Genomic DNA, 22,524 nt, shown 5'->3' with positions numbered 1-22,524 from the left:
TTTAACGGAAATATAAAGCACAAAAAAAGAGGATAACTTTTCAGTTACCCTCTTTTTTATATCTTACGATTCGATTATTTCTTATCGTCTTTTACTTCTTCGAAGTCAACATCAGTAACGTTGTCAGCAGCATCAGCTGTTTGACCGTTTGACTGAGCACCACCTTCAGCAGGTGCGCCACCGTCCTGACCAGCTTTGTACATCTCTTCAGATGCTTCATTCCAGGCTGCTTGTAATTCTTCCTGAGCTGCATCAATATCAGCAAAACTTCTTGCAGCGTGTGCCGCTTGTAATTTAGCTAAACCAGCTTCAATCGGAGCTTTTTTATCAGCAGAGATTTTATCACCGAATTCTTTCAATTGTTTCTCAGTAGAGAAAATTAAAGCATCAGCACTGTTGATTTTATCAGCTTCTTCTTTAGCGATTTTATCAGCATCAGCATTTTGCTCAGCTTCTTCTCTCATTCTTTTGATTTCTTCTTCAGTTAAACCTGATGAAGCCTCAATACGAATTTTTTGCTCTTTACCAGTAGCTTTATCTTTTGCACTTACGTGTAAGATACCATTCGCATCAATGTCAAAAGCAACTTCAACCTGAGGAACACCACGTGGAGATGGAGGTATACCGTCTAAGATGAAACGACCAATCGTACGGTTCTGAGCAGCCATTGGACGCTCACCTTGTAAGATGTGGATTTCTACCGAAGGCTGGTTATCAGCAGCTGTAGAGAAAGTTTCTGCTTTTTTAGAAGGAATAGTAGTATTCGCTTCAATTAATTTAGTCATTACACCACCCATAGTCTCAATACCTAAAGAAAGAGGAGTTACGTCTAATAACAATACATCTTTAACCTCACCAGTTAAAACACCACCTTGAATTGCAGCACCGATAGCTACAACCTCATCAGGGTTTACACCTTTAGAAGGCTCTTTACCGAAGAATGCTTTTACCGCTTCCTGAATAGCAGGCATACGAGTAGAACCACCTACTAAAATGATTTCATCAATATCAGAAGTTTTTAAACCAGCATTTTTCAATGCAGATTTACAAGGCTCGATAGTACGTTTGATCAGATCAGCAGCCAATTGCTCAAATTTAGCACGGCTTAAAGTTCTAACTAAGTGTTTTGGTCCGCTTGCATCAGCAGTGATATATGGTAAGTTAACTTCTGTAGAAGTAGTGCTTGAAAGCTCAATTTTAGCTTTTTCAGCAGCTTCTTTCAAACGTTGTAATGCCATTGGATCCTGATTAAGGTCCATACCATTTTCAGCTTTGAATTCAGCAGCTAACCAGTCAATGATAATGTGGTCAAAGTCATCACCACCTAAGTGAGTATCACCGTCAGTAGATTTTACTTCAAATACACCATCACCTAATTCTAATACAGAAACGTCATGAGTACCACCACCACAGTCAAACACAACAATTTTCATGTCTTTATGTGCTTTATCCAAACCGTAAGCTAAAGCAGCTGCAGTTGGCTCGTTGATGATACGTTTAACTGTTAAACCAGCGATTTCACCAGCTTCTTTCGTAGCCTGACGTTGAGCATCGTTGAAATAAGCAGGAACAGTAATAACTGCTTCTGTTACTTCATGACCCAAAAAGTCTTCCGCAGTTTTTTTCATTTTTTGCAAGATCATTGCAGAAATTTCCTGTGGAGTGTATTTACGGTCATCAATTTCAACACGTGGAGTATTGTTGTCACCCTTAACAACTTTGTAAGGTACGCGACCAGTTTCTTTAGCAACCTCAGCAAAGCTGCTGCCCATGAAACGCTTAATTGAATAAATTGTTTTTGTTGGGTTAGTGATTGCCTGGCGTTTTGCAGAATCACCTACTTTACGTTCACCATTTTCTGCAAAAGCAACAATGGATGGCGTTGTACGTTTCCCCTCACTGTTGGCTATAACTACAGGTTCGTTACCTTCCATTACGGCTACGCAAGAGTTTGTTGTTCCTAAGTCTATACCAATAATTTTTGACATGCTATTTTATCTTTGTTTATGTTATGAATTCTTATTTCCTAATTCTATTTAACAAGCAATGTGCCAATTGGCATTTGTCAGTTAAACAGGCACTCGTTTTTAGATTTTGGTTAAAATGTAAATGAAAACCTTTTACAATTCTGACAGGTTGTCATAATTGACATTTTCTATGGCTGCAAATTCCTCAAAACTTGACTAATGTTTCAAGATGATGATACTCAATGCCAAAATATTCTTTTGTCCGTTTAATTTTCTCCAGAATCTCTTCTTTATCCACTGCTTGTTCTTTGGTTTTCACTCCTACAACCAGTACATTTTTGGGGGTGTGTGCATCTGAAATAAATTCAAACACCTTCGTCTTATACCCAAAATACTCCAGTATTAATGCCCTGATTCCATCAGTCACCATTTCCGCCTGACGCTCTAAAAAGATACCATACTTCGTTAAAAAGTCCAGCTCATTTACAGCCTTTCCTTTTTCCATCTGTCTTCTGATCTGCTTATGACAGCAAGGTGCAACGACAATAAGTTCCGCATTCCCTTTGATCCCTTTATAAATTGCATCATCAGTGGCCGTATCGCAGGCATGTAAAGCAATTAACAAGTTGATCTCTGCCGACGCGTAATCTTCAATAGTACCCTGAACAAAATCGAGTCCCTTAAAGTTAGACTTCGAAGCTATTTTATTACATAAATCCACCAGGTCCTGACGATATTCCACCCCAGTAACGCTTGCTTCAATCTTTAATACATTCACCAGGTAATCGTACAAAGCAAAAGTAAGATAACCTTTACCTGAGCCCATGTCTACCACCTTTTTAAATTTACCAGCAGGTAAAGACCGGATCAGCGGATCCAATAACGCTACATATTGATTAATCTGTTTATACTTATCCTGAGCGTTTTTATAAACAGTTCCGGTAGCATCAGTGATATTTAGCTCCTGCAAATAATTTTTGCCGGCAGGCTGGATCAATCTTTTCTTCTCTTTATCATGCGAAAGCACAACCGGAGCTTCAGTCTTGATGAATCTTTCTCTAACCGTGATGACACCCTTTTTATCATGTTCAATAATGACCTCTTTCTCTGTGCTAAAAAAAGTACAGATTCTAAAATCATTGCTGATAAAATGATCAATCCTGGTCAGTCCATCCTCAATTGAAAAGTTCTTTACAATATCCCTGGTTTTATTCCGGTAAGTAAAAGAAAGCATTTCTACTTTTTTAATCTTTATCCGGCGCACATAAACATTCTTCAGTTCCTTGTCATTGCCCTGGTAATTACCAAGGGAAACCTTTACAAATACATTAGCCGGTATACTGTCCGCTAACTGCTTATGGAATTCCTGAAGGATAGATTGATTGGACATAAAATTATAGATTGATGATAACTTATATATAAGAAAAGCCCTGTCCAACTAAGAACAGGGCTTTCTGTATTTTGATGAGGAAGAATATTATTCTCCTTTATCTTCTTTTGTTTCTTCAGCTGCAGGAGCCTCAACAACAGCTTCAGTATCCGCTGCAGCTTCTGCTTTAGCAGGAGCGTCAGTAGCATCAGCTTTCTTAGTAGTAGCTTTACTTCTACCACGACGTGTTGTTTTCTTCTCTTCAGTAGCAACTTCTTTACCGTAAACTTCGTTGTAATCAACAAGTTCGATGAAAGCCATTTCAGCATTATCACCTAAACGATTGTTTAATTTGATAATTCTGGTATAACCACCTGGACGGTTAGCAACTTTAGCAGCTATGTCACGGAACAATTCAGTAACTGAATCTTTGTCCTGTAAATAACTAAAAACAGTACGACGAGAATGCGTAGTATCATTTTTAGATTTAGTGATCAGAGGCTCAACATACATACGCAAAGCTTTTGCTTTTGCTAAAGTAGTAGAGATTCTTTTGTGTTTGATCAATGATGAGGCCATGTTAGCCAACATCGCTTTACGATGGGACTTAGTTCTGCCTAAGTGATTGTGTTTTTTACCGTGTCTCATTTTTTTTCTATTCAGTGTGCACCGTCTCTTCTGAATTAAAGAGGGAATTACACACTATTAACAATATTGTTATTTGTCTGTTGTTATTCTTCGTCCAGTTTGTATTTACCTAAATTCATACCGAATGATAAGCTTTTAGATTTTACTAATTCCTGGATTTCAGTTAATGATTTCTTACCGAAGTTTCTGAATTTTAACATATCAGCTACATCATAAGAAACTAAATCAGCTAATGTGCGGATGTCAGCTGCTTTTAGGCAGTTTAATGCACGAACTGATAAATCAAGATCAACTAATTCAGTTTTAAGGATTTTACGCATATGTAAAATTTCCTCGTCAACTTCTTTAGTTTCTTCTTTAGCCTGAGATTCTAATACTAAGTTCTCATCAGAGAACAACATGAAATGCTGAATTAGAATTTTAGCTGCTTCTTTTAATGCTTCTTCAGGATGAATAGATCCATCAGTAGAAATATCTAAAATTAATTTTTCATAATCTGTCTTTTGTTCAACACGATAGTTTTCAATCGTATATTTTACATTTTTCATTGGAGTAAAGATCGAATCGATCGCGATTACGCCAACTACAGCATCATTAATTTTATTTTCTTCAGCCGGAACATAACCACGTCCTTTATTGATAGTTAATTCTACCTCTAAAGTAACTGATTTCTCCATGTTACAAATTACGAATTCCGGATTAAGGACTTCGAAGTTGTTAGAGAACTTAGTTATGTCTCCTGCTAGAAATTGATCCTGGCCATTAACTACAATAAAGACTTTTTCAGATTCACCTGAATCACCAGCTTTTTTAAAACGAACTTGTTTCAAATTAAGGATAATTTCAGTTAAATCTTCTACAACACCTTTCATTGTAGAAAATTCATGTGATACGCCAGAAAAACGAATACTTGTAATGGCATACCCCTCTAAAGAAGAAAGTAAAATTCTTCTTAAGGCATTACCAATTGTTACACCGAAACCGGGTTCTAAAGGACGAAATTCAAATATACCATCGAAATCCGTTGATTTCTGCATGATGACCTTATCGGGTTTCTGAAATGCTAAAATTGCCATTTATAATGTTTTTAGATCGTTATTAAAATTATGTAACGTAAAATAGTTAAAGCCTGTATAAAAGGCTTTAACTAAATTTATTACTTAGAGTACAACTCTATAATAAGGTTTTCTTTGATATTTTCTGGAATCTCGTCGCGATTTGGATAAGTTAAGAACTTACCGCTTAATTCCGAAGCATTCCAATCTAACCAATTAAACTTATTGATTACTCTTCCTGCTACTGAATTAGTGATGCTTTCAAGAGTTTTAGATTTCTCACGAACTGCAACAACGTCACCAGCTTTCAATTGATAAGAAGGGATATTTACTACTTCACCGTTCACTGTTACGTGTTTATGGCTAACTAACTGACGAGCAGCAGAACGAGTAGTTGCAATACCTAATCTATAAACTGTATTATCTAAACGAGCTTCTAATAATTGTAATAAGTTATCACCTGTAATGCCCTGACGGGAAGATGCTTTAGTAAACAAGTTACGGAACTGACGTTCTAACACACCATAAGTGTATTTAACTTTTTGTTTCTCCATTAACTGTACTGAATACTCAGATTGTTTACCTCTTCTTTTAGACGCACCATGTTGTCCAGGAGGATAGTTTTTTCTATCTAATACTTTATCAGGACCGAAAATTGGTTCTCTGAATTTACGCGCGATTTTGGATTTTGGTCCTGTATATCTTGCCATTGCTTTTTGTTTTAAAGTATCATACAACCTTAAGCTGCAGACTCTTAGCTTTAAAAATTAATAAATTAAACTCTTCTCTTCTTAGGAGGACGACATCCATTGTGTGGAAGCGGTGTAATATCTTTGATTGAGGTAACTTCGATACCAGAGATTTGCAATGTTCTAATTGCAGACTCACGACCTGAACCTGGACCTTTAACAAAAACTTCTACTTTACGCAGACCTAAATCAAAAGCTACTTTACCACAATCAGATGCAGCTTGTCCGGCAGCGTATGGAGTGTTCTTTTTAGAACCCTTGAAGCCCATTTTACCAGCTGAAGACCATGAAATAGTTTGACCGTTGTTATTTGTCAGGGTAACAATGATATTATTAAAAGTCGCATTGATATGTGCTTGACCTACTGGTTCAATAACAACAATACGCTTTTTGGTTACTTTTTTACTCTTAGCCATAATTATTATTCGTTACTAATTTTATTTAGTAGCTTTTTTCTTGTTAGCAACTGTTTTTCTCTTGCCTTTACGAGTACGAGAATTGTTCTTAGTACGTTGTCCACGTACCGGTAAACCTTTTCTGTGACGTAATCCGCGGTAACAACCAATATCCATTAAACGTTTAATGTTTAACTGAACTTCAGAACGTAAAGCACCTTCTACTTTAATTCCGTCGTTAATGATTGTACGTATCGCTGATAATTCTTCATCAGACCAGTCTTGTACTTTTTTGCTAAAATCGATACCTGCCTCAGTTAATATACGCTGAGCAGTTGATCTGCCTACACCGAAGATGTAAGTTAGTCCAATTTCGCCTCTTTTGTTTCTTGGTAAATCTATACCTGATATCCTTGCCATATTTGTACTAAATGTTTGATTAATTGACGACAGATTGAGTAACCTGTACATTCAATCTAATCATACCTCAATAATTTTTTCTTAACCTTGACGCTGCTTGTACTTAGGATTTTTCTTGTTGATTACGTAAAGTTTACCTTTACGACGAATAATCTTGCAATCAGCGCTGCGTTTTTTAATTGATGACCTAACTTTCATTTTATTTATATCTATAAGTAATCCTGCCCTTTGATAAATCGTAAGGCGACATCTCTAATTTTACTTTGTCCCCAGGTAATATCTTAATGTAGTGCATCCTCATTTTACCTGAGATATGAGCGATAATCTCATGACCATTCTCCAGCTCTACGCGGAACATGGCATTCGATAATGCTTCTCTTATTACACCGTCTTGTTCAATCGAGGCTTGTTTAGCCATATAATATTGATTTTTACTTGATTAGCTGCTATTAAACAGGGTTGCAAAATTAAATAAAAATATTTAATTATTTACCTTTTTTCTTTTAAAACTTCTTCAATAAATGAAAAGGTCGATAAAACGTCTGCCTTGCCCTTTTTAACAGCAATTGTGTGCTCAAAATGTGCCGACGGTGAATTATCACGACTTGTAACAGTCCATCCATCAGACCAAAACTTTACATTAGCAGTACCGGCGTTAATCATTGGCTCTATGGCAATTACCATTCCTTCCTCTAATTTCATCCCTGTGCCCCGTTTACCATAGTTTGGTACTTCGGGCTTCTCATGTAATTTAACGCCAACACCGTGACCAACAAGCTCTCTCACTACACCAAAACCGTTCTCCTCTGCTAAAGACTGAACTGCGAATCCTACATCACCGATACGGGACCCGACAACAGCTTTATCAATGGCACGTTTTAAACATTCCTGAGTGATATCAACCAGCTTCTGACGTTCAGGGCTAATCTCTCCGATTGAGAAAGTATAAGCCGAGTCACCAAAGAAGTTGTTTTTAATAACACCGCAATCGACAGAAATTAAATCGCCTTCCTGTATCACATAATCACCTGGAAACCCATGAACAACCTGCTCATTTGGAGAAATACAAAGTGAATATGGAAATCCGTTATAGTTTAGAAATGCAGGGATTGCTCCGTTATCTTGTATATAAGTCTCCGCGAGTTTATTTAACTGCATCGTAGTAACTCCTGGTGCTATGATCTTTGCGACTTCTGCAAGCGTCTTAGACACCAATAAGGAGCTTTCCCTGATCAGCTCTACTTCTTCGGGAGACTTATAATAAACCTTAGACATTCAATATTAAATTACAGCATTGCTACTGCTTGTATTTGCAGCAGCTACACCTGTACGACCTGTTACTCTTCCCGTTTTCATTAACCCGTCATAATGACGCATTAATAAATAACTTTCAATCTGTTGCAGTGTATCCAACACAACACCCACTAAAATAAGCAGTGATGTACCTCCATAGAAATGCGCGAATTCAGATTTGATACCGAATTTTACAGCAATCGATGGAAGGATAGCGATAATAGCTAAGAATACTGAACCTGGAAAGGTGATCTTAGAAATTACATCATCAATATAAGATGAAGTTGACAAGCCTGGTTTAATACCAGGAATGAAACCGCCATTTTTCTTCATATCATCAGACATCTGTACCGGATTAACAGTAATCGCAGTATAGAAGAATGTGAAAGCAATGATTAAAAATGCAAACGTTAAGCTATAAGCCAGTGAAGTAGGATCACTAAACTGGATTAACCAGGTATTCTGCAATTTAGGAAAGAACTGAGTTACTGTGGTTGGAATAAACATCAGTGCCTGAGCAAAGATGATTGGCATTACACCTGCAGCATTCACTTTCAATGGAATGTATTGTCTTACGCCACCGAATTGTCTGTTACCAACAATACGTTTTGCATATTGAACAGGAACCTTACGGACACCCTGAACAATAAGGATAGTAAACATCACGACAGCAAACAGTGCTACGATCTCCAGAACAAGCGCGATTAAGCCACCGTCTCCAACAAATCTTGAACTGATCTCCTGTTGTAAAGCTATCGGAAGACGTGCAATAATACCAACCATGATGATTAGTGAAATACCATTTCCTATACCTTTATCAGTAATTTTTTCCCCCAACCACATCACAAACAAAGTACCGGCAGATAAAACAAATGTTGCAAGCACGAAGAATAAAGTGTGGTCAATCAGAATTGCTTCTGCAGGGACCTGAGTCTTTACATAACCAACAGCCTGAACAGCTGTAATAGCTACAGTTAAGTAACGGGTAATCTGATTTAATTTATTTCTGCCACTCTCTCCTTCTTTTTGCATTTTCTGGAAAGAAGGAACAGCGATACCTAATAACTGAACTACAATTGATGCAGAAATATAAGGCATTACCCCAAGCGCAAGAACAGATACGCGGGAGAATGAACCCCCGGCAAACATATCAAGCAGACCAAGGATCCCGGATTTCTGATTATCGCCTAAAGCTGTTGCATCCACACCTGGTAAAACCACGTGGGAAACGAACCTGTAGACCAAAAGAATTACGAGCGTAAATACGATACGCTCTTTTAATTCTTGAATTTTCCAAATATTACTTAAAGTAGTAAAGAGCTTCTTCATTAATTATAATTAATTACAATTTTTCTATTGAGCCTCCAACAGCTTCAATAGCTTTCTGTGCAGTTGCAGAAAAAGCATGTGCTTTAACTTCGATTTTAGATTTTACTTCACCACGTCCAAGGATCTTGATCAGATCATTTTTGTGAGCTAAACCATGATCTTGCAAAGTAGCGAAATCAATAGTTGTTAAGCTGAACCTTTCTGCTAAACCTTGTAATACGTCTAAGTTAACGCCTACATATTCAACACGGTTAATTGGTTTGAAACCAACCTTAGGTACGCGACGTTGTAATGGCATTTGACCACCTTCAAAACCGATTTTAGTTTTGTGACCAGAACGTGATCCAGCACCTTTATGACCACGAGTGGAAGTACCACCACGACCAGAACCAGTACCACGACCTATTCTTTTACTATTTTTAGTAGAACCTGATGCAGGTTTTAAATTACTTAAGTTCATTTTGAAACTTCTTGTGCTGCCCTTCGCTTTCACTAATCAGGGCAACGGTTAAACATATACAAAGGTTGCAAATTAGCAAAATTAAACTAATTTACAACCTCTGCGAATTATATACTTTCGATAGCTACTAAGTGATTCACTTTTCTTATCATTCCAATGATAGCAGCGTTAGCTTCAACTTCTACAGAATGGTTTATTTTTCTTAAACCTAATGCCTGAATAGTTCTTTTTTGACGCTCGCTTCTGTCAATGATACTTTTTACCTGGGTTATTTTGATCTTAGCCATGTTCTTATCCGTTAAAAACTTTGTTTAAATCAACACCACGTTGCTGAGCGATGGTATAAGCATCACGCATTTTTGTTAAAGCATCTACTGTTGCTTTTACCACGTTGTGAGGATTTGATGAACCTTTTGATTTTGCTAATACGTTGTGTACACCAGCACTCTCTAAAACAGCACGCATTGCACCACCCGCGATAACACCTGTACCTACTGCTGCTGGTTTGATTAATACAAAACCACCTGAGAATTTACCGATTTGTTCGTGAGGAACAGTACCGTTTAATAAAGGAACTTTTACCAAGTTCTTTTTAGCATCATCGATACCTTTAGCAATTGCTTCAGTTACCTCTTTTGCTTTACCTAAACCATAACCTACGATTCCGTTTTCATCTCCAACAACTACGATAGCTGAGAAACTGAAAGTACGTCCACCTTTGGTTACTTTGGCAACACGTTGTATACTAACTAAACGGTCTTTTAATTCGACCTCGCTAGTCTTAACTCTTTTTATATTGATAGTTGACATTCTTATCTATTTTCAGATTAAAATACTAAACCAGCTTCACGGGCACCTTCTGCCAACGATTTTACGCGACCATGGTATAAATAGCCATTTCTGTCGAAAACAACTTCTTTAATGCCAGCTGCGATTGCTTTTTCAGCTACTAATTTACCTACAGCTACAGATTGCTCTGATTTGTTACCATTACTAGAAAAATCCTTAGATAATGATGATGCTGATACGATTGTGCTTCCAGTTACGTCGTTAATGATTTGAGCATAAATTCCTTTATTGCTTCTATAAACTGATAAACGTGGACGGCTTTCAGAACCGGTAAGTCTTTTTCTGATTCCTTTTTTTATACGATCTCTACGAGATAATTTTTTCCCTGCCATGATGATTATTTTTTAGAAGCTGATTTACCTGCTTTTCTTCTTAACACTTCGCCTACAAACTTGATACCTTTACCTTTATATGGCTCTGGTGCACGTAACGAGCGTATTTTCGCTGCTACTTGACCGATCAGTTGTTTGTCAATACTTTCTAAAATAATTTTAGGAGTCTGACCTTTTTCTGAAGTCGTAGTAACTTTAATCTCTTCCGGTAATTGGAATACATAATGGTGAGAGAAACCTAAAACAAGATCAAGTGTATTACCTGTGTTAGTTGCGCGGTAACCCACACCAACTAATTCCTGAGAGATTTTGTAACCTTCTGTTACACCAATAACCATATTGTTTAACAATGAACGGTATAAACCATGCAATGCTTTGTGTCTTTTTTGTTCAGTCGGGCGAGTTACAGTAACTACACCGTCTTCCTGAGAAACAGTGATGTCTACATCAACTGCTTGTGTTAATTCACCTTTTGGGCCTTTTACAGTTACTAAATTGTCTTTATCAACTGTAATTGTTACTCCAGCAGGTACACTAATTGGGGCTTTTCCTATTCTTGACATTTTGCTATCCTCCTTTAATTAATAAACGTGACACAAAACTTCGCCACCAATGTTTAGTCTGGCCGCTTCTTTATCTGTCATAACTCCTTTAGAAGTAGACAAGATAGCGATACCTAAACCGTTCAATACTCTTGGCATATTATCAACGCCTGCATACTGCCTTAAACCTGGCTTGCTGATACGCATTAATGTGCGGATAGCAGGGATTTTAGTTATAGGATTGTATTTCAAGGCGATTTTAATCGTTCCCTGAACTGTTGTGTCCTCAAACTTGTAGTTGGCAATGTAACCTTTGTCAAAAAGTACTTTAGTAATTTCCTTTTTAAGATTTGATGCAGGAATTTCTACAATTCTGTGATTTGCCTTAATGGCATTTCTTACTCTTGTAAGATAATCTGCTATTGGATCTGTATTCATCTTTGTTGATTTGTGATAGTGGTTTCCTTTCCGAACTATTCGGAGCGACCTTCCATCGGTTAATTTTTCTATTTAAACGTATAACGTTAGAAGTTAAACGCATGATGCGTAAAACTCTCTAACGTAAAACGATTTTACCAGCTTGCTTTGGTAACTCCAGGAATTTTTCCTGCTAATGCCATATCACGGAATGTAACCCTTGATATACCGAAAGTACGCATGTAACCACGTGGACGGCCAGTTAATTTACAACGGTTGTGTAAACGTACTGGTGATGAGTTTTTTGGTAACTTATCTAATCCTTCGAAATCACCTGCAGCTTTTAATTCTGCACGTTTGTCAGCATACTTAGCTACCAATCTCTGGCGCTTAATTTCGCGAGCTTTTACACCTTCTTTTGCCATTATTGATCTGTATTAAGGGTTTGGTTTTTAAACGGTAATCCAAATTGCTTTAAAAGTTCCAATGCTTCAACATCAGTTGTTGCTGAAGTTACAAAGGTAATATCCATACCTAAAATCTTAGAGATTTTGTCGATGTTGATCTCAGGGAAGATGATTTGTTCAGTAATACCTAATGTGTAATTACCTTTTCCATCAAATCCTTTATCATTGATACCTTTGAAATCACGGATACGTGGTAAAGCTACGGAAATTAAACGATCTAAAAACTCAAACATGTTATTGTCACGTAAAGTTACACGTACACCTACTGGCATACCTTTACGTAATTTAAAGTTTGAGATATCTTTTTTAGATTTCGCTCCAACTGCTTGCTGACCTGTGATTGTGCTCATTTCTAAAATAGAACTGTCCATAATCTTTTTGTCAGTTACAGAGAAACGACCAACACCTTGGTTGACAGCTATCTTCTCTAACTTAGGAACTTGCATTACGCTTTTGTAATTGAACTTCTCTTTAAGAGCAGTTACAATTTCCTCTTTGTATTTAGTTTTTAATCTTGGTATGTAAGTCATTATTTGATCTCCTCTCCTGATTTTTTAGATACCCTAACTAATTTCCCAGCAGCGTTAAGCTTTCTGCCAACACGCGTAGTTTTTCCTGATTTAGGATCAATTAACGCAACGTTAGAAATATGAAGAGCAGCCTCTTTTTTAATGATACCTCCGTTAGGATTAGCAGCATTTGGTTTTGTATGTTTAGATACAAGGTTAACACCTTCTATCAGTATCCTGCTTTTAGTAATTAATACTGAAAGCACTTTACCTTCCTGGCCTCTTGAATCACCAGCGATAACCTTTACTAAATCTCCTTTACGGATTTTAATTTTTGGTTGAACAGTTACTTTATTTTTCATTTTATAATACCTCCGGTGCTAATGATACAATCTTCATGAATTGTTTCTCACGCAGTTCTCTCGCTACCGGGCCAAAAATACGTGTTCCACGCGGCTCATCTTGTGCATTTAATAAGACTGCTGCATTATCGTCGAAACGGATGTAAGAACCATCTTTACGTCTGATCTCTTTCTTTGTTCTTACAACAACTGCTTTAGAAACGGTTCCTTTTTTAATGTTACCTGAAGGCAATGCACTTTTAACGGTAACAACGATTTTGTCACCAATAGAAGCGTATCTCTTTCCGGTTCCACCAAGTACACGGATAACCAATACTTGTTTTGCGCCGCTATTGTCGGCTACGTTTAATCTTGATTCCTGTTGTACCATGTTATTTAGCCCTCTCTAAAATTTCCACTAATCTCCAGTTCTTGTTTTTACTCAGCGGACGAGTCTCCATGATAAGTACTGTATCACCAATACCACAATCGTTTTTCTCGTCATGAGCCATAAATTTGGTAGTTTTCTTAACAAACTTACCATAGATCGGGTGTTTCACTTTACGTTCTACCGCTACAACAACAGATTTATCCATTTTGTTGCTTACCACCAACCCGGTTCTTGTTTTTCTTAATTGTCTTTCCATTTCGACTCTAAAGTTATTTAGTTTCACTAGCTGACTCAGCATTACGCTTAGTCATTTCAGTATTTAATCGGGCGATGTCTTTTCTTACCTTAGTGATACGGGTAGGATTCTCTATAGCCGAAATTGTATGTGCAAATTTTAACTTAACTAAGTTTTCTTTTTCTTCTGCAATCCTGACTACTAGTTCTTCTTTTGAAAGCCCTGTGATTTCTGAGTTCTTCATTTTATTAATTTTTATGTTCTGGGTCTAGCGGTTATAAAAACAAGTTACTTACAACATTGACCCCAAAACTCTTTTTATGCTTCTACGTAATCTCTACGTACTACAAACTTTGTTTGGATAGGTAATTTTTGAGCAGCTAATCTCATTGCTTCTTTAGCAACTTCTAACGATACACCTTCCGCTTCAAAAATGATGCGTCCTGGTCTAACAACAGCTACCCAGTACTCTGGAGCACCTTTACCTTTACCCATACGTACTTCAGCTGGTTTCTTAGTAACCGGTTTGTCCGGGAAAATTCTAATCCACACTTGGCCTTCACGTTTCATGAAACGAGTTACCGCAATACGGGCTGCCTCTATCTGACGACTTGTTATCCAGGTCGCCTCTAAAGATTTAATCCCGAAAGACCCGAATGATAATTCAGCTCCACGTGTAGCTAAACCCTTCATTCTGCCCTTTTGCATCTTTCTGAACTTCGTTCTTTTTGGCTGTAACATTTTATCTTAATATTATCGTAAAACGATCTGTTAACTAATTATTTGCGAGGACCTCTGTTAGGAGTGTTTCCGCCTCTATTATCTCTACCTGGACCGCCTTGACCCGGACCACCCTGACCCGGACCTCTTCCACGACCACCTTTGTTGTCGTTTCTTCTGTCACCACCGCCACGGTTATCTCTGTCTCTGCCACCTGCACCAAAAGCACCTTCAGGTCTGCCACCTTTACCAGGAGCGTTACTTACTGCACCAATGTTTGGAGAAAGATCACGTTTACCATAAACTTCTCCTTTACAGATCCATACTTTAACACCAATCTTACCATAAGTAGTTAATGCCTCAGCTAATGCGTAGTCAATATCAGCACGGAAAGTATGCAAAGGAATTCTTCCTTCTTTATACTGCTCGTTACGAGCCATCTCTGCTCCGCCTAAACGACCTGAAGTCATTATTTTGATACCTTCAGCACCCATACGCATTGTTGATGCGATAGTTGACTTCATGGCTCTACGGAAAGAGATTCTTGCCTCTAATTGTTTTGCTACACCTTCTGCTACCAGTTGTGCATCAAGCTCAGGACGTTTGATCTCAAAAATGTTAATTTGAATTTCCTTTTTAGTCAATTTCTTTAACTCTTCTTTGATCTTATCAACCTCAGCTCCTGCTTTACCGATCACGATACCTGGACGGGCAGTGTGGATAGTTACAGTGATACGTTTTAACGTACGTTCGATAACTACTTTTGCTACTCCTCCTTTTGCGATACGCACAGAAAGATATTTTCTTATTTTTTCGTCCTCAACTAATTTGTCAGCATAGTTGTTGCCACCGAACCAGTTAGAATCCCAACCTCTGATGATTCCTAACCTGTTTCCTATTGGATGTGCTTTTTGTCCCATTTCTACTAATTAGTTTGAGTTTCAACGTTTTTACTATCTACTATCAAAGTTACATGGTTAGAACGCTTACGTATTCTGTAACCACGACCTTGAGGTGCTGGTCTCAGTCTTTTCAACTGACGGCCGCCACCAACCATTATCGTTTTCACGTATAATTGGTTTTCTTCAGGGCGAGAACCTTCATTTTTAGTTTCCCAGTTTTTGATTGCTGATAACAAAAGTTTTTCAACTCTTATTGCCGCTTCTTTATTGGTAAATTTTAAAATATGTAATGCTTTCTCAACACGCTCACCTCTGATAAGATCTACAACCAAACGCATCTTACGTGGTGAGGTTGGACAATTGTTTAATTTCGCTACTGCTTCCATCTCTTAATTATTTTTTCTTTTCAGAGTGACCCCTAAATGTTCTGGTTGGAGCAAACTCTCCCAGCTTGTGACCAACCATGTTTTCTGTTACGTATACCGGTATAAATTTATTACCGTTATGCACTGCAAATGTATGACCCACAAAATCTGGTGAGATCATTGATCTGCGTGACCAAGTTTTAATGACAGACTTTTTGCCTGAATCATTCATAGATACTACTTTCTTCTCTACGTTATGGTCAATATAAGGTCCTTTTTTAATCGAACGAGCCATTATTTCTTCCTTTTCTCTATGATGAAACGATTTGAGTATTTTTTAAGTTGACGGGTCTTGAAGCCTTTAGAATACATACCATTCCTTGATCTTGGCTGACCACCTGATGAACGACCTTCACCACCACCCATTGGGTGATCGACAGGGTTCATCGCAACCGGACGTGTTCTAGGACGACGTCCTAACCAACGTTTACGACCTGCTTTACCTAATACTTCATTAGCGTGATCTGAATTTGAAACAGATCCGATAGTTGCTAAACAAGTAGTCAAGATTAATCTTGTCTCACCTGATGGCATTTTTAATGTAGCATATTTACCATCACGCGCAGCTAATTGTGCATAAGCACCAGCACTACGAGCCAATTGAGCACCACGACCCGGATGAATCTCCACGTTGTGTACAATTGATCCCAAAGGGATATTTGATAATTTTAAAGCGTTTCCAACTTCTGGAGTCGCTGTATCACCTGATAATACTTTTTGCCCAACTTGTAAGCCTTCTGGTGAAATAATGTAACGCTTCTCACCATCAGCATAATGTAATAATGCGATACGTGCAGTACGGTTTGGATCGTATTCAACAGTAGCAACTGTTGCAGGAATATCAAACTTATCACGTTTAAAATCAATTAAACGGTAAGATTTTTTGTGACCACCACCCATGTAGCGCATAGTCATCTTTCCTGTATTGTTACGTCCTCCCGATTTCTTAGAAGAAACAACCAATGATTTTTCGGGCTTGGTTGCTGTAATCTCCGAAAAACTGGCCCCAACTCTAAAGCGGGTACCCGGAGTGACTGGTTTAAATTTTCTTAAGCCCATAGTTATAAAATATTCAATTCTTATTAAATGTTCGCGTAATAATCAATTGTTTCGCCTGCTGCCAGAGTAACAATCGCTTTTTTGTATTTCGGGCTACGACCCGTAACTAAACCACCTTTTGTATTTCTTGATTTTAACTTTCCGTTTACAATCATAGTATTGATTGCAAGGATGTTAACACCATACATTTTTTCGATAGCTTGTTTAATTTGCAATTTGTTTGCTTTGTGTTCAACCTGGAAAGTAAAACGGCTTGACTTTTCTGTAAGTGCAGACGCTTTTTCGGTTAGTATTGGTTTTTTTAAAAATTCCATATTACTTGGCAAATGCCTCCTCCAATGTTTTAACAGTGTTTGCAGTTAATAAAAGTTTACCACAGTTTAATACATCATATGTATTGATCTGATCAACAGTAATTACTTTTACTTTCTGGATGTTTCTGCTTGATAAATAAATATTGTTATCCTGAACAGGTAAAACCAACAAAGTTTTCTCACCAGTTAAGCTTAACGCATTAACTAAAGCGATGTAATTTTTAGTTTTGATTGAATCAAAAGTAAAATCTTCTAAAACAAGGATGTTTGAATCCTGAGCTTTGTATGACAACGCAGATTTACGTGCCAGTGATTTTAATTTTTTGTTCAGTTTAAAACTGTAATCGCGTGGTTGAGGACCGAATACACGACCACCACCATTAAACAATGGAGATTTGATACTACCCGCACGAGCGCCACCAGTTCCTTTTTGTTTATACAATTTACGTGTTGAACCAGCGATTTCATTACGTTGTTTAGACTTGTGAGTACCCTGACGTTGATTAGCCAAATACTGTTTAACATCTAAATAAATTGCATGATCGCTAGGTGTTACACCAAATACCGACTCAGGAAGTTGCACCTTGGCACCTGTCTCTTTTCCTGAAATGTTTACTACATTTAATTCCATCTGCTTACTTGTCTAAGATTACGTAAGAACCTTTAGCTCCTGGAATGGAACCACTAACTACAACAAGATTTTGATCTGCATAAACTTTCAAAACCTGTAAGTTCTGAACCTTCACTCTATCTCCACCCATTCTACCTGCCATACGCATACCTTTAAATACACGTGCTGGATACGAAGCCGCACCCAATGAACCTGGCGCACGCATTCTGTTATGCTGACCGTGAGTTTGTCCACCCACACCCGCAAATCCATGGCGTTTCACAACACCTTGAAAACCTTTACCTTTTGAAGTACCAACTACATCAACAAAATCGCCTTCAGCAAAAATGTTAACCGTAACAGTATCGCCTAAATTCAACGATTCTTCAAACGGTTCAAATTCTACCAACTTGCGTTTTGGAGTTGTGCTTGCTTTCGCAAAATGGCCTTTTAAAGGCTTGGTGGTGTTCTTTTCTTTAGCTTCATCGAAGCCTAACTGAACTGAAACGTAACCGTCTTTCTCTGCGGTCTTAACCTGTGTAACTACACAAGGCCCAGCTTCGATCACCGTACATGGAATGTTTTTTCCATCGGCGTCGAAAATGCTGGTCATTCCTACTTTTTTTCCAATAATACCTGACATTTTCTTTTTTAAATTTAACACCCATCGAAGCAGTAGGGCTTCGTTCAAGGTGGATACACTCCCCTATTAAGGGAGGGCAAAAATAAGAAATAAATCTTAATGATCAAATAGTTAGCGAATTTATTTTGCAATTAAATGCTATTATTTTTGGAGAGATCGGATAAAACGCAGTTAAGCCATTAATTATCCTACCAGCTTGTTACTCAAACTGATCAGAATTACGCACAATACAAACAAGCCGATCAGCACATATAGATAATCGCGCTCAATCAGGAACCCGAAAATCGAAAAAACGACGCGTGTAACAGGTGTAAAAATCAGCAGTAAAGTTCCGAATTGTATGATGGCTTTTCCCTCTAAAACACTTAAGCCCTGAAAGATAGCCAGAATTGAAGAATATTTTGTTTTCGAAGGATTAAAAACGCTGTAATCAATGATTTCGCGGCTATATCCGCTCAGATAAATTACGCCTCCGATAAAAACAACCACCATCGAAGCGATCACCCCTACCCTAAGCAAAGTACCCAGGATGACTTGTATATCCTTATCCGCGAAATAATGTTTGCCTTTTTGCTTCATTACAGTTTTCCCGCTAATCCGTTATAAATCATTTGCAGCGCCAGGAAAGTGACTACGACGGCAAATATAACTTTAAGTTTGTCAGTATTTGTCTTCACCAGTAATTTAGAGCCTACTGTAGCCCCTGTTAACACGCCTAAAGTAACCGGCATGGCTATTCCCGGATCAATTTGCCCGCGGTGCAAATAGACGATTGCACTCGCTGCAGCAGTCACGCCCATCATGAAATTACTGGTGGTTGTAGACACTTTAAAAGGCAAACGCATAATATTATCCATCGCCACTACTTTTAAAGCTCCTGAGCCAATCCCAAGCAGTCCGGAAATAATTCCGGCCACAAACATCATCACAAAGCCACCTACCACATTATGTACGCCATACTTAACCGTTCCACCGGCCGTAGGGTAACTTCCGTTTAACTTAAAGAAATTAGCCAGTACACCTGTTGTTTTGTCATCCGAATGATCTACCTTTTTACGTACCATCATGGCTGCAGAGAAAAGAAGGATACAACCGAAGATCACTGCAATATAACTTGGGTTGATATAAACCGTGATTACTGCCCCTATCACCGCACTGATTGTCGTTGCAATTTCCAGGAACATCCCAATACGGATATTGGTAATCCCTTCTTTGACATAAGCAGCTGCCGAACCGGAAGATGTGGCAATTACTGAAACAATAGAGGCTCCGATTGCATAGTGTATATCAACCCCTAAAACCAGTGTTAATAAAGGAATTATGATCACCCCACCTCCTAAGCCTGTTAAAGAACCAACCAGTCCCGCTAAAAAAGCACCAGCCAAAACGATAATTGTAAATAGTAATACCGACATTGAGACAAATATACTATCTACAATCAAAACACAATAAAATTAAAATCTCATTGTTAAATTATAAATAATCTATTCCAAATGAACAAATTCTTATTCCCGCTCCTTACCCTTGTGATGATTAACCTATCATTTATGCAAACTAATGCACAGGTAAAACTACCTGTTGATAGCGTAAAAGCCGACCCAAGCCTAAGAGGTCAGTATGAATTGATGCTTGCAAAATCAAAAACGGTCAGCACCTATAAATTGATTAACCCCTACAGACTTTCTTCTTTTTATAAAAGCGTAACCGATTCTATCCGGAAAGAACGCAATACTTATAAAACAGCTAATGCGAAAGTAGCAGAACAGGCCAAAACAATTACCGAGCTGAATAACCAGATTAAAGGAAATGAGAACTCTCTGGCCACTTCAAATTCAAAAGTGAATGAGATTAACTTTTTAGGTATTTCTTTCGCTAAAGGGACTTATAATACAATCGTATGGACACTGATTATTGTACTGGCATTAGGCTTTGCCTTTGTCACCATCAGATCTGCTAAAAACACGCATGAAGCCAAATACAGAACTGGCTTGTACGAAGAAATTTCACAAGAATATCAAGCCTACAAAGTGAAAGCGAATGAAAAAGAAAAGAAATTAGCCAGAGAATTACAGGACGAACGTAATAAACTGGATGAATACAGAGGTCGCGGTCTTTAATACCCGAACCTCCTTTAGTACAAAAAATGCCGCTGAAAAACCAGCGGCATTTTTATTAACCTGAAATTTATAACGCTTAAAATCTTGCAATTATATCCATTGCAGCAGTATACTGATCCTTTTTAACCCCGTTATCATAAGGCGTTATCCCATCCTTATAAGCATGCTCATACCTGACCTCAGGACGAATCATAATCAGACTGTTAAAGTGGTGTACAAAGCCTATCGTGTGATCTGAATATTGAGTCGCATAACCTGTTCTGTTTCCTTGTGGATCACTCAAATAACCATTACGGACAGACAGGTAATCTTTAGCAGAAAATTTAACCTGGAAATAATTAACTGCACCCACTGCTTTTGAAGTTCCCGGTATCAGACTCCCTGCACCTACTCCGGTAAAAAAATCTTGCGGAGGCCCATCTATGACGGTGCCACCTACCAGCGCATCTTTTTGCCACATATAATAAACCTCGGTCATCATATGCACAGTTCCATTGAAACGATGGCCCCAGGTAGCAACCAGCATCTGCAGGTTATCATGGTTATTTTTATACTTTCCTGATCCCAATGAGTTAATCCCTCCAAATAGAGAGTTGTTATTATCAGCAGACACCCATCGTGCCATCAGCAAACCATTTAAACTGGCAGAGTTACTCCACGGAGCCATGTCATTACCAGCATGCGCACCCGCCATTAACTGCCAGTGTGCACCTAATTTGAAAGTAGCTTGTACACCTGTGAAAGTATAGGGATCGACCGTGAACATCAATGAGTGTGAATACAGGTAATTATCGGGAGCCCATTGCGCCTCAATATCTGCAGGAGAAATAAAACGACCAATTTTTAAGATCAGACCATCCTCAACTTTAGGAAAATAAAGTAACCCGTAGATTTCGGCAGGGTCATAACCATACTTGCTGTTATGCTTCAGCAGCTGATCGCTAAAATATCCTTTACCAGTTGTGTACCGATAATCCGTTCCGAATATATTGGTAAATAAAAAGCCATAATCAAAATGTTTTGTTTGTACCGTATTCGGTTGCCTTTCCATCTTGATGATAGCCTGATCCAATCCAACCCCATTAGGAACGATGTCATAAGATTCAGGTGCGTTTGAATGTTTGGATGAACTAATATTTCCACCGAAATCAAGCCAGCCGTATATTTTGAAACGTCCCTTCAGCCCCAGTAATTTTTGAAGCGGGTAATTGGGGGCTTCAGAATTTACACCGATCAAGGGAGCTCCATCCCATTCCGAACTTGGAAAAGGAGGGGAATCAATAGGTGAAGGCAGTGAACGGGCCACTGTATCTTTTTTTACTTTTAAAGTGTTTTGTTGTGCGTATCCATGGAACGCAAGAGCTGTCATCGCAATGATTGCCAGTAGTAGTTTTTTCATTGTAACCTGGTGTGTTTATTTTAATATTCATCACCTCTTCCAAGCGGATGCCATAAATTCAGACAAAGCTTTAAAACACTAATCAACAGCAAATTAACACATAAAACAATTCAATAACCTCTTATTAAGAAAAAAAAGTCTTCCAAAATGGAAAGGTCTTTTTTCATAATAAACAGTAAGAAGAAAAACCTGCTTCCAACAAAAAAGGCCCCCGGAAAATTTCCGAAGGCCTTCTTTTGTAAACTAAAAAAGCATTAAACTTTGATTTCTACTTCAACACCGCTAGGTAATTCAAGTTTCATCAACGCATCAACAGTTTTAGAGTTAGAGCTATAAATATCTAACAAACGTTTGTATGCACATAATTGAAACTGCTCACGTGCTTTTTTGTTCACGTGTGGTGAACGTAAAACAGTGAAGATTTTCTTTTCTGTTGGCAATGGAATTGGTCCACTAACAACTGCACCCGTAGGTTTTACAGTCTTAACGATTTTCTCAGCAGATTTATCTACTAAGTTGTAATCGTAAGATTTTAATTTAATTCTGATTCTTTGGCTCATCTTATTT

Annotated in this window: 36 protein-coding genes; 1 reads left to right on the top strand and 35 read right to left on the bottom strand. The window is 38.0% G+C overall.

Annotated features, from left to right (window positions below; all coding sequences use genetic code 11):
* Nucleotides 1-74: 74 nt before the first annotated feature.
* From dnaK to LY11_RS12295, 33 genes are all read right to left on the bottom strand, one after another.
* A complete protein-coding gene (dnaK, locus tag LY11_RS12455; RefSeq protein WP_111633997.1) occupies nt 75-1,988 on the bottom strand; it encodes a molecular chaperone DnaK in 1,914 nt (637 codons plus the stop codon).
* A gap of 184 nt (nt 1,989-2,172) precedes the next feature.
* A complete protein-coding gene (locus LY11_RS12450; RefSeq protein ID WP_111633996.1) occupies nt 2,173-3,357 on the bottom strand; it encodes a class I SAM-dependent methyltransferase in 1,185 nt (394 codons plus the stop codon).
* An 87-nt stretch (nt 3,358-3,444) separates the two neighbouring features.
* Complete coding sequence (gene rplQ, locus LY11_RS12445) at nt 3,445-3,984, bottom strand: 50S ribosomal protein L17 (RefSeq protein WP_111633995.1); 540 nt, start codon at nt 3,982-3,984, stop codon at nt 3,445-3,447.
* An 83-nt stretch (nt 3,985-4,067) separates the two neighbouring features.
* Entirely contained in the window at nt 4,068-5,060 is a 993-nt protein-coding gene (locus LY11_RS12440; protein ID WP_068403471.1) for a DNA-directed RNA polymerase subunit alpha, read from the bottom strand.
* Nucleotides 5,061-5,140: 80 nt separating this feature from the next.
* Entirely contained in the window at nt 5,141-5,749 is a 609-nt protein-coding gene (gene rpsD / locus LY11_RS12435; protein ID WP_041878578.1) for a 30S ribosomal protein S4, read from the bottom strand.
* 65 nt (nt 5,750-5,814) lie between these two features.
* The gene (gene rpsK / locus LY11_RS12430) at nt 5,815-6,204 is read right to left on the bottom strand and encodes a 30S ribosomal protein S11 (protein WP_041878538.1); all 390 of its coding nucleotides are present in this window, start codon (nt 6,202-6,204) and stop codon (nt 5,815-5,817) included.
* A gap of 21 nt (nt 6,205-6,225) precedes the next feature.
* Nucleotides 6,226-6,603, bottom strand: coding sequence for a 30S ribosomal protein S13 (rpsM, locus tag LY11_RS12425; protein WP_068403475.1), 378 nt, complete (start codon nt 6,601-6,603; stop codon nt 6,226-6,228).
* 81 nt (nt 6,604-6,684) lie between these two features.
* Nucleotides 6,685-6,801 carry a 50S ribosomal protein L36 gene (rpmJ, locus tag LY11_RS12420; protein ID WP_010599887.1) on the bottom strand — a complete coding sequence of 39 codons (117 nt, stop codon included), beginning with the start codon at nt 6,799-6,801 and terminating at the stop codon, nt 6,685-6,687.
* Nucleotide 6,802: 1 nt separating this feature from the next.
* Nucleotides 6,803-7,021, bottom strand: a complete 219-nt coding sequence (infA, locus tag LY11_RS12415) for a translation initiation factor IF-1 (RefSeq protein WP_008244555.1) — start codon at nt 7,019-7,021, stop codon at nt 6,803-6,805.
* Nucleotides 7,022-7,092: 71 nt separating this feature from the next.
* Nucleotides 7,093-7,878, bottom strand: a complete 786-nt coding sequence (map, locus tag LY11_RS12410; RefSeq protein WP_111633994.1) for a type I methionyl aminopeptidase — start codon at nt 7,876-7,878, stop codon at nt 7,093-7,095.
* Between the two features lie 6 nt (nt 7,879-7,884).
* A complete protein-coding gene (gene secY, locus LY11_RS12405) occupies nt 7,885-9,225 on the bottom strand; it encodes a preprotein translocase subunit SecY (RefSeq protein ID WP_111633993.1) in 1,341 nt (446 codons plus the stop codon).
* 13 nt (nt 9,226-9,238) lie between these two features.
* Complete coding sequence (gene rplO, locus LY11_RS12400; RefSeq protein WP_068407681.1) at nt 9,239-9,685, bottom strand: 50S ribosomal protein L15; 447 nt, start codon at nt 9,683-9,685, stop codon at nt 9,239-9,241.
* Nucleotides 9,686-9,792: 107 nt separating this feature from the next.
* Nucleotides 9,793-9,972 carry a 50S ribosomal protein L30 gene (gene rpmD, locus LY11_RS12395; protein ID WP_068403481.1) on the bottom strand — a complete coding sequence of 60 codons (180 nt, stop codon included), beginning with the start codon at nt 9,970-9,972 and terminating at the stop codon, nt 9,793-9,795.
* A gap of 4 nt (nt 9,973-9,976) precedes the next feature.
* Nucleotides 9,977-10,495 (bottom strand): 30S ribosomal protein S5, encoded by a 519-nt coding sequence (rpsE, locus tag LY11_RS12390; protein WP_068403483.1) that lies wholly within the window; start codon nt 10,493-10,495, stop codon nt 9,977-9,979.
* Between the two features lie 17 nt (nt 10,496-10,512).
* On the bottom strand, nt 10,513-10,866 hold the full coding sequence (gene rplR, locus LY11_RS12385; protein ID WP_068403486.1) for a 50S ribosomal protein L18: 354 nt from the start codon (nt 10,864-10,866) through the stop codon (nt 10,513-10,515).
* A 5-nt stretch (nt 10,867-10,871) separates the two neighbouring features.
* Complete coding sequence (rplF, locus tag LY11_RS12380) at nt 10,872-11,429, bottom strand: 50S ribosomal protein L6 (protein ID WP_068403489.1); 558 nt, start codon at nt 11,427-11,429, stop codon at nt 10,872-10,874.
* A gap of 18 nt (nt 11,430-11,447) precedes the next feature.
* Nucleotides 11,448-11,846, bottom strand: coding sequence for a 30S ribosomal protein S8 (gene rpsH / locus LY11_RS12375; protein ID WP_111633992.1), 399 nt, complete (start codon nt 11,844-11,846; stop codon nt 11,448-11,450).
* Nucleotides 11,847-11,980: 134 nt separating this feature from the next.
* Complete coding sequence (gene rpsN, locus LY11_RS12370) at nt 11,981-12,250, bottom strand: 30S ribosomal protein S14 (RefSeq protein WP_041878530.1); 270 nt, start codon at nt 12,248-12,250, stop codon at nt 11,981-11,983.
* Nucleotides 12,250-12,822 (bottom strand): 50S ribosomal protein L5, encoded by a 573-nt coding sequence (rplE, locus tag LY11_RS12365; RefSeq protein ID WP_111633991.1) that lies wholly within the window; start codon nt 12,820-12,822, stop codon nt 12,250-12,252. Before rplE ends, rpsN begins: the two co-directional genes overlap by 1 nt.
* Nucleotides 12,822-13,163 carry a 50S ribosomal protein L24 gene (gene rplX / locus LY11_RS12360; protein ID WP_111633990.1) on the bottom strand — a complete coding sequence of 114 codons (342 nt, stop codon included), beginning with the start codon at nt 13,161-13,163 and terminating at the stop codon, nt 12,822-12,824. Before rplX ends, rplE begins: the two co-directional genes overlap by 1 nt.
* 1 nt (nt 13,164) lies before the next feature.
* The gene (rplN, locus tag LY11_RS12355; protein ID WP_041878524.1) at nt 13,165-13,533 is read right to left on the bottom strand and encodes a 50S ribosomal protein L14; all 369 of its coding nucleotides are present in this window, start codon (nt 13,531-13,533) and stop codon (nt 13,165-13,167) included.
* A gap of 1 nt (nt 13,534) precedes the next feature.
* The gene (gene rpsQ, locus LY11_RS12350) at nt 13,535-13,789 is read right to left on the bottom strand and encodes a 30S ribosomal protein S17 (protein WP_037442595.1); all 255 of its coding nucleotides are present in this window, start codon (nt 13,787-13,789) and stop codon (nt 13,535-13,537) included.
* Between the two features lie 13 nt (nt 13,790-13,802).
* Complete coding sequence (gene rpmC / locus LY11_RS12345) at nt 13,803-14,012, bottom strand: 50S ribosomal protein L29 (RefSeq protein ID WP_068403496.1); 210 nt, start codon at nt 14,010-14,012, stop codon at nt 13,803-13,805.
* Between the two features lie 74 nt (nt 14,013-14,086).
* On the bottom strand, nt 14,087-14,509 hold the full coding sequence (rplP, locus tag LY11_RS12340) for a 50S ribosomal protein L16 (RefSeq protein ID WP_068403497.1): 423 nt from the start codon (nt 14,507-14,509) through the stop codon (nt 14,087-14,089).
* A gap of 38 nt (nt 14,510-14,547) precedes the next feature.
* Entirely contained in the window at nt 14,548-15,408 is an 861-nt protein-coding gene (gene rpsC, locus LY11_RS12335; RefSeq protein WP_041878513.1) for a 30S ribosomal protein S3, read from the bottom strand.
* 5 nt (nt 15,409-15,413) lie between these two features.
* Nucleotides 15,414-15,776, bottom strand: a complete 363-nt coding sequence (rplV, locus tag LY11_RS12330; RefSeq protein ID WP_037442604.1) for a 50S ribosomal protein L22 — start codon at nt 15,774-15,776, stop codon at nt 15,414-15,416.
* A gap of 7 nt (nt 15,777-15,783) precedes the next feature.
* Nucleotides 15,784-16,050: a 30S ribosomal protein S19 gene (gene rpsS / locus LY11_RS12325; protein ID WP_008244581.1), complete on the bottom strand. Its 267-nt coding sequence runs from the start codon at nt 16,048-16,050 to the stop codon at nt 15,784-15,786.
* Nucleotides 16,050-16,874 (bottom strand): 50S ribosomal protein L2, encoded by an 825-nt coding sequence (rplB, locus tag LY11_RS12320; RefSeq protein WP_068403499.1) that lies wholly within the window; start codon nt 16,872-16,874, stop codon nt 16,050-16,052. The genes rpsS and rplB overlap by 1 nt, the downstream gene beginning before the upstream one ends.
* Before the next feature lie 23 nt (nt 16,875-16,897).
* Nucleotides 16,898-17,188, bottom strand: a complete 291-nt coding sequence (rplW, locus tag LY11_RS12315; protein ID WP_068403500.1) for a 50S ribosomal protein L23 — start codon at nt 17,186-17,188, stop codon at nt 16,898-16,900.
* A 1-nt stretch (nt 17,189) separates the two neighbouring features.
* On the bottom strand, nt 17,190-17,819 hold the full coding sequence (rplD, locus tag LY11_RS12310) for a 50S ribosomal protein L4 (RefSeq protein ID WP_068403503.1): 630 nt from the start codon (nt 17,817-17,819) through the stop codon (nt 17,190-17,192).
* Between the two features lie 4 nt (nt 17,820-17,823).
* On the bottom strand, nt 17,824-18,441 hold the full coding sequence (rplC, locus tag LY11_RS12305; RefSeq protein WP_111633989.1) for a 50S ribosomal protein L3: 618 nt from the start codon (nt 18,439-18,441) through the stop codon (nt 17,824-17,826).
* 183 nt (nt 18,442-18,624) lie between these two features.
* Nucleotides 18,625-19,020 (bottom strand): DUF1634 domain-containing protein, encoded by a 396-nt coding sequence (locus tag LY11_RS12300; RefSeq protein ID WP_111633988.1) that lies wholly within the window; start codon nt 19,018-19,020, stop codon nt 18,625-18,627.
* Nucleotides 19,020-19,856: a sulfite exporter TauE/SafE family protein gene (locus LY11_RS12295; protein WP_111633987.1), complete on the bottom strand. Its 837-nt coding sequence runs from the start codon at nt 19,854-19,856 to the stop codon at nt 19,020-19,022. Before LY11_RS12295 ends, LY11_RS12300 begins: the two co-directional genes overlap by 1 nt.
* Before the next feature lie 78 nt (nt 19,857-19,934).
* Here LY11_RS12295 and LY11_RS12290 point away from each other — a divergent pair, with 78 nt between their 5' ends.
* Nucleotides 19,935-20,558, top strand: a complete 624-nt coding sequence (locus LY11_RS12290) for a hypothetical protein (protein ID WP_111633986.1) — start codon at nt 19,935-19,937, stop codon at nt 20,556-20,558.
* A gap of 76 nt (nt 20,559-20,634) precedes the next feature.
* Here the strand turns inward: LY11_RS12290 and LY11_RS12285 are convergent, their stop codons facing one another.
* Nucleotides 20,635-21,957: an outer membrane beta-barrel protein gene (locus tag LY11_RS12285; protein ID WP_111633985.1), complete on the bottom strand. Its 1,323-nt coding sequence runs from the start codon at nt 21,955-21,957 to the stop codon at nt 20,635-20,637.
* Between the two features lie 254 nt (nt 21,958-22,211).
* The gene (rpsJ, locus tag LY11_RS12280; protein ID WP_008244591.1) at nt 22,212-22,517 is read right to left on the bottom strand and encodes a 30S ribosomal protein S10; all 306 of its coding nucleotides are present in this window, start codon (nt 22,515-22,517) and stop codon (nt 22,212-22,214) included.
* Nucleotides 22,518-22,524: the final 7 nt, after the last annotated feature.

Source organism: Pedobacter cryoconitis (assembly GCF_003259615.1).
GTDB lineage: Bacteria > Bacteroidota > Bacteroidia > Sphingobacteriales > Sphingobacteriaceae > Pedobacter > Pedobacter cryoconitis.
The sequence above is the reverse complement of the archived record's forward strand: the minus strand, read 5'-3'. Positions and strand labels throughout refer to the sequence as shown.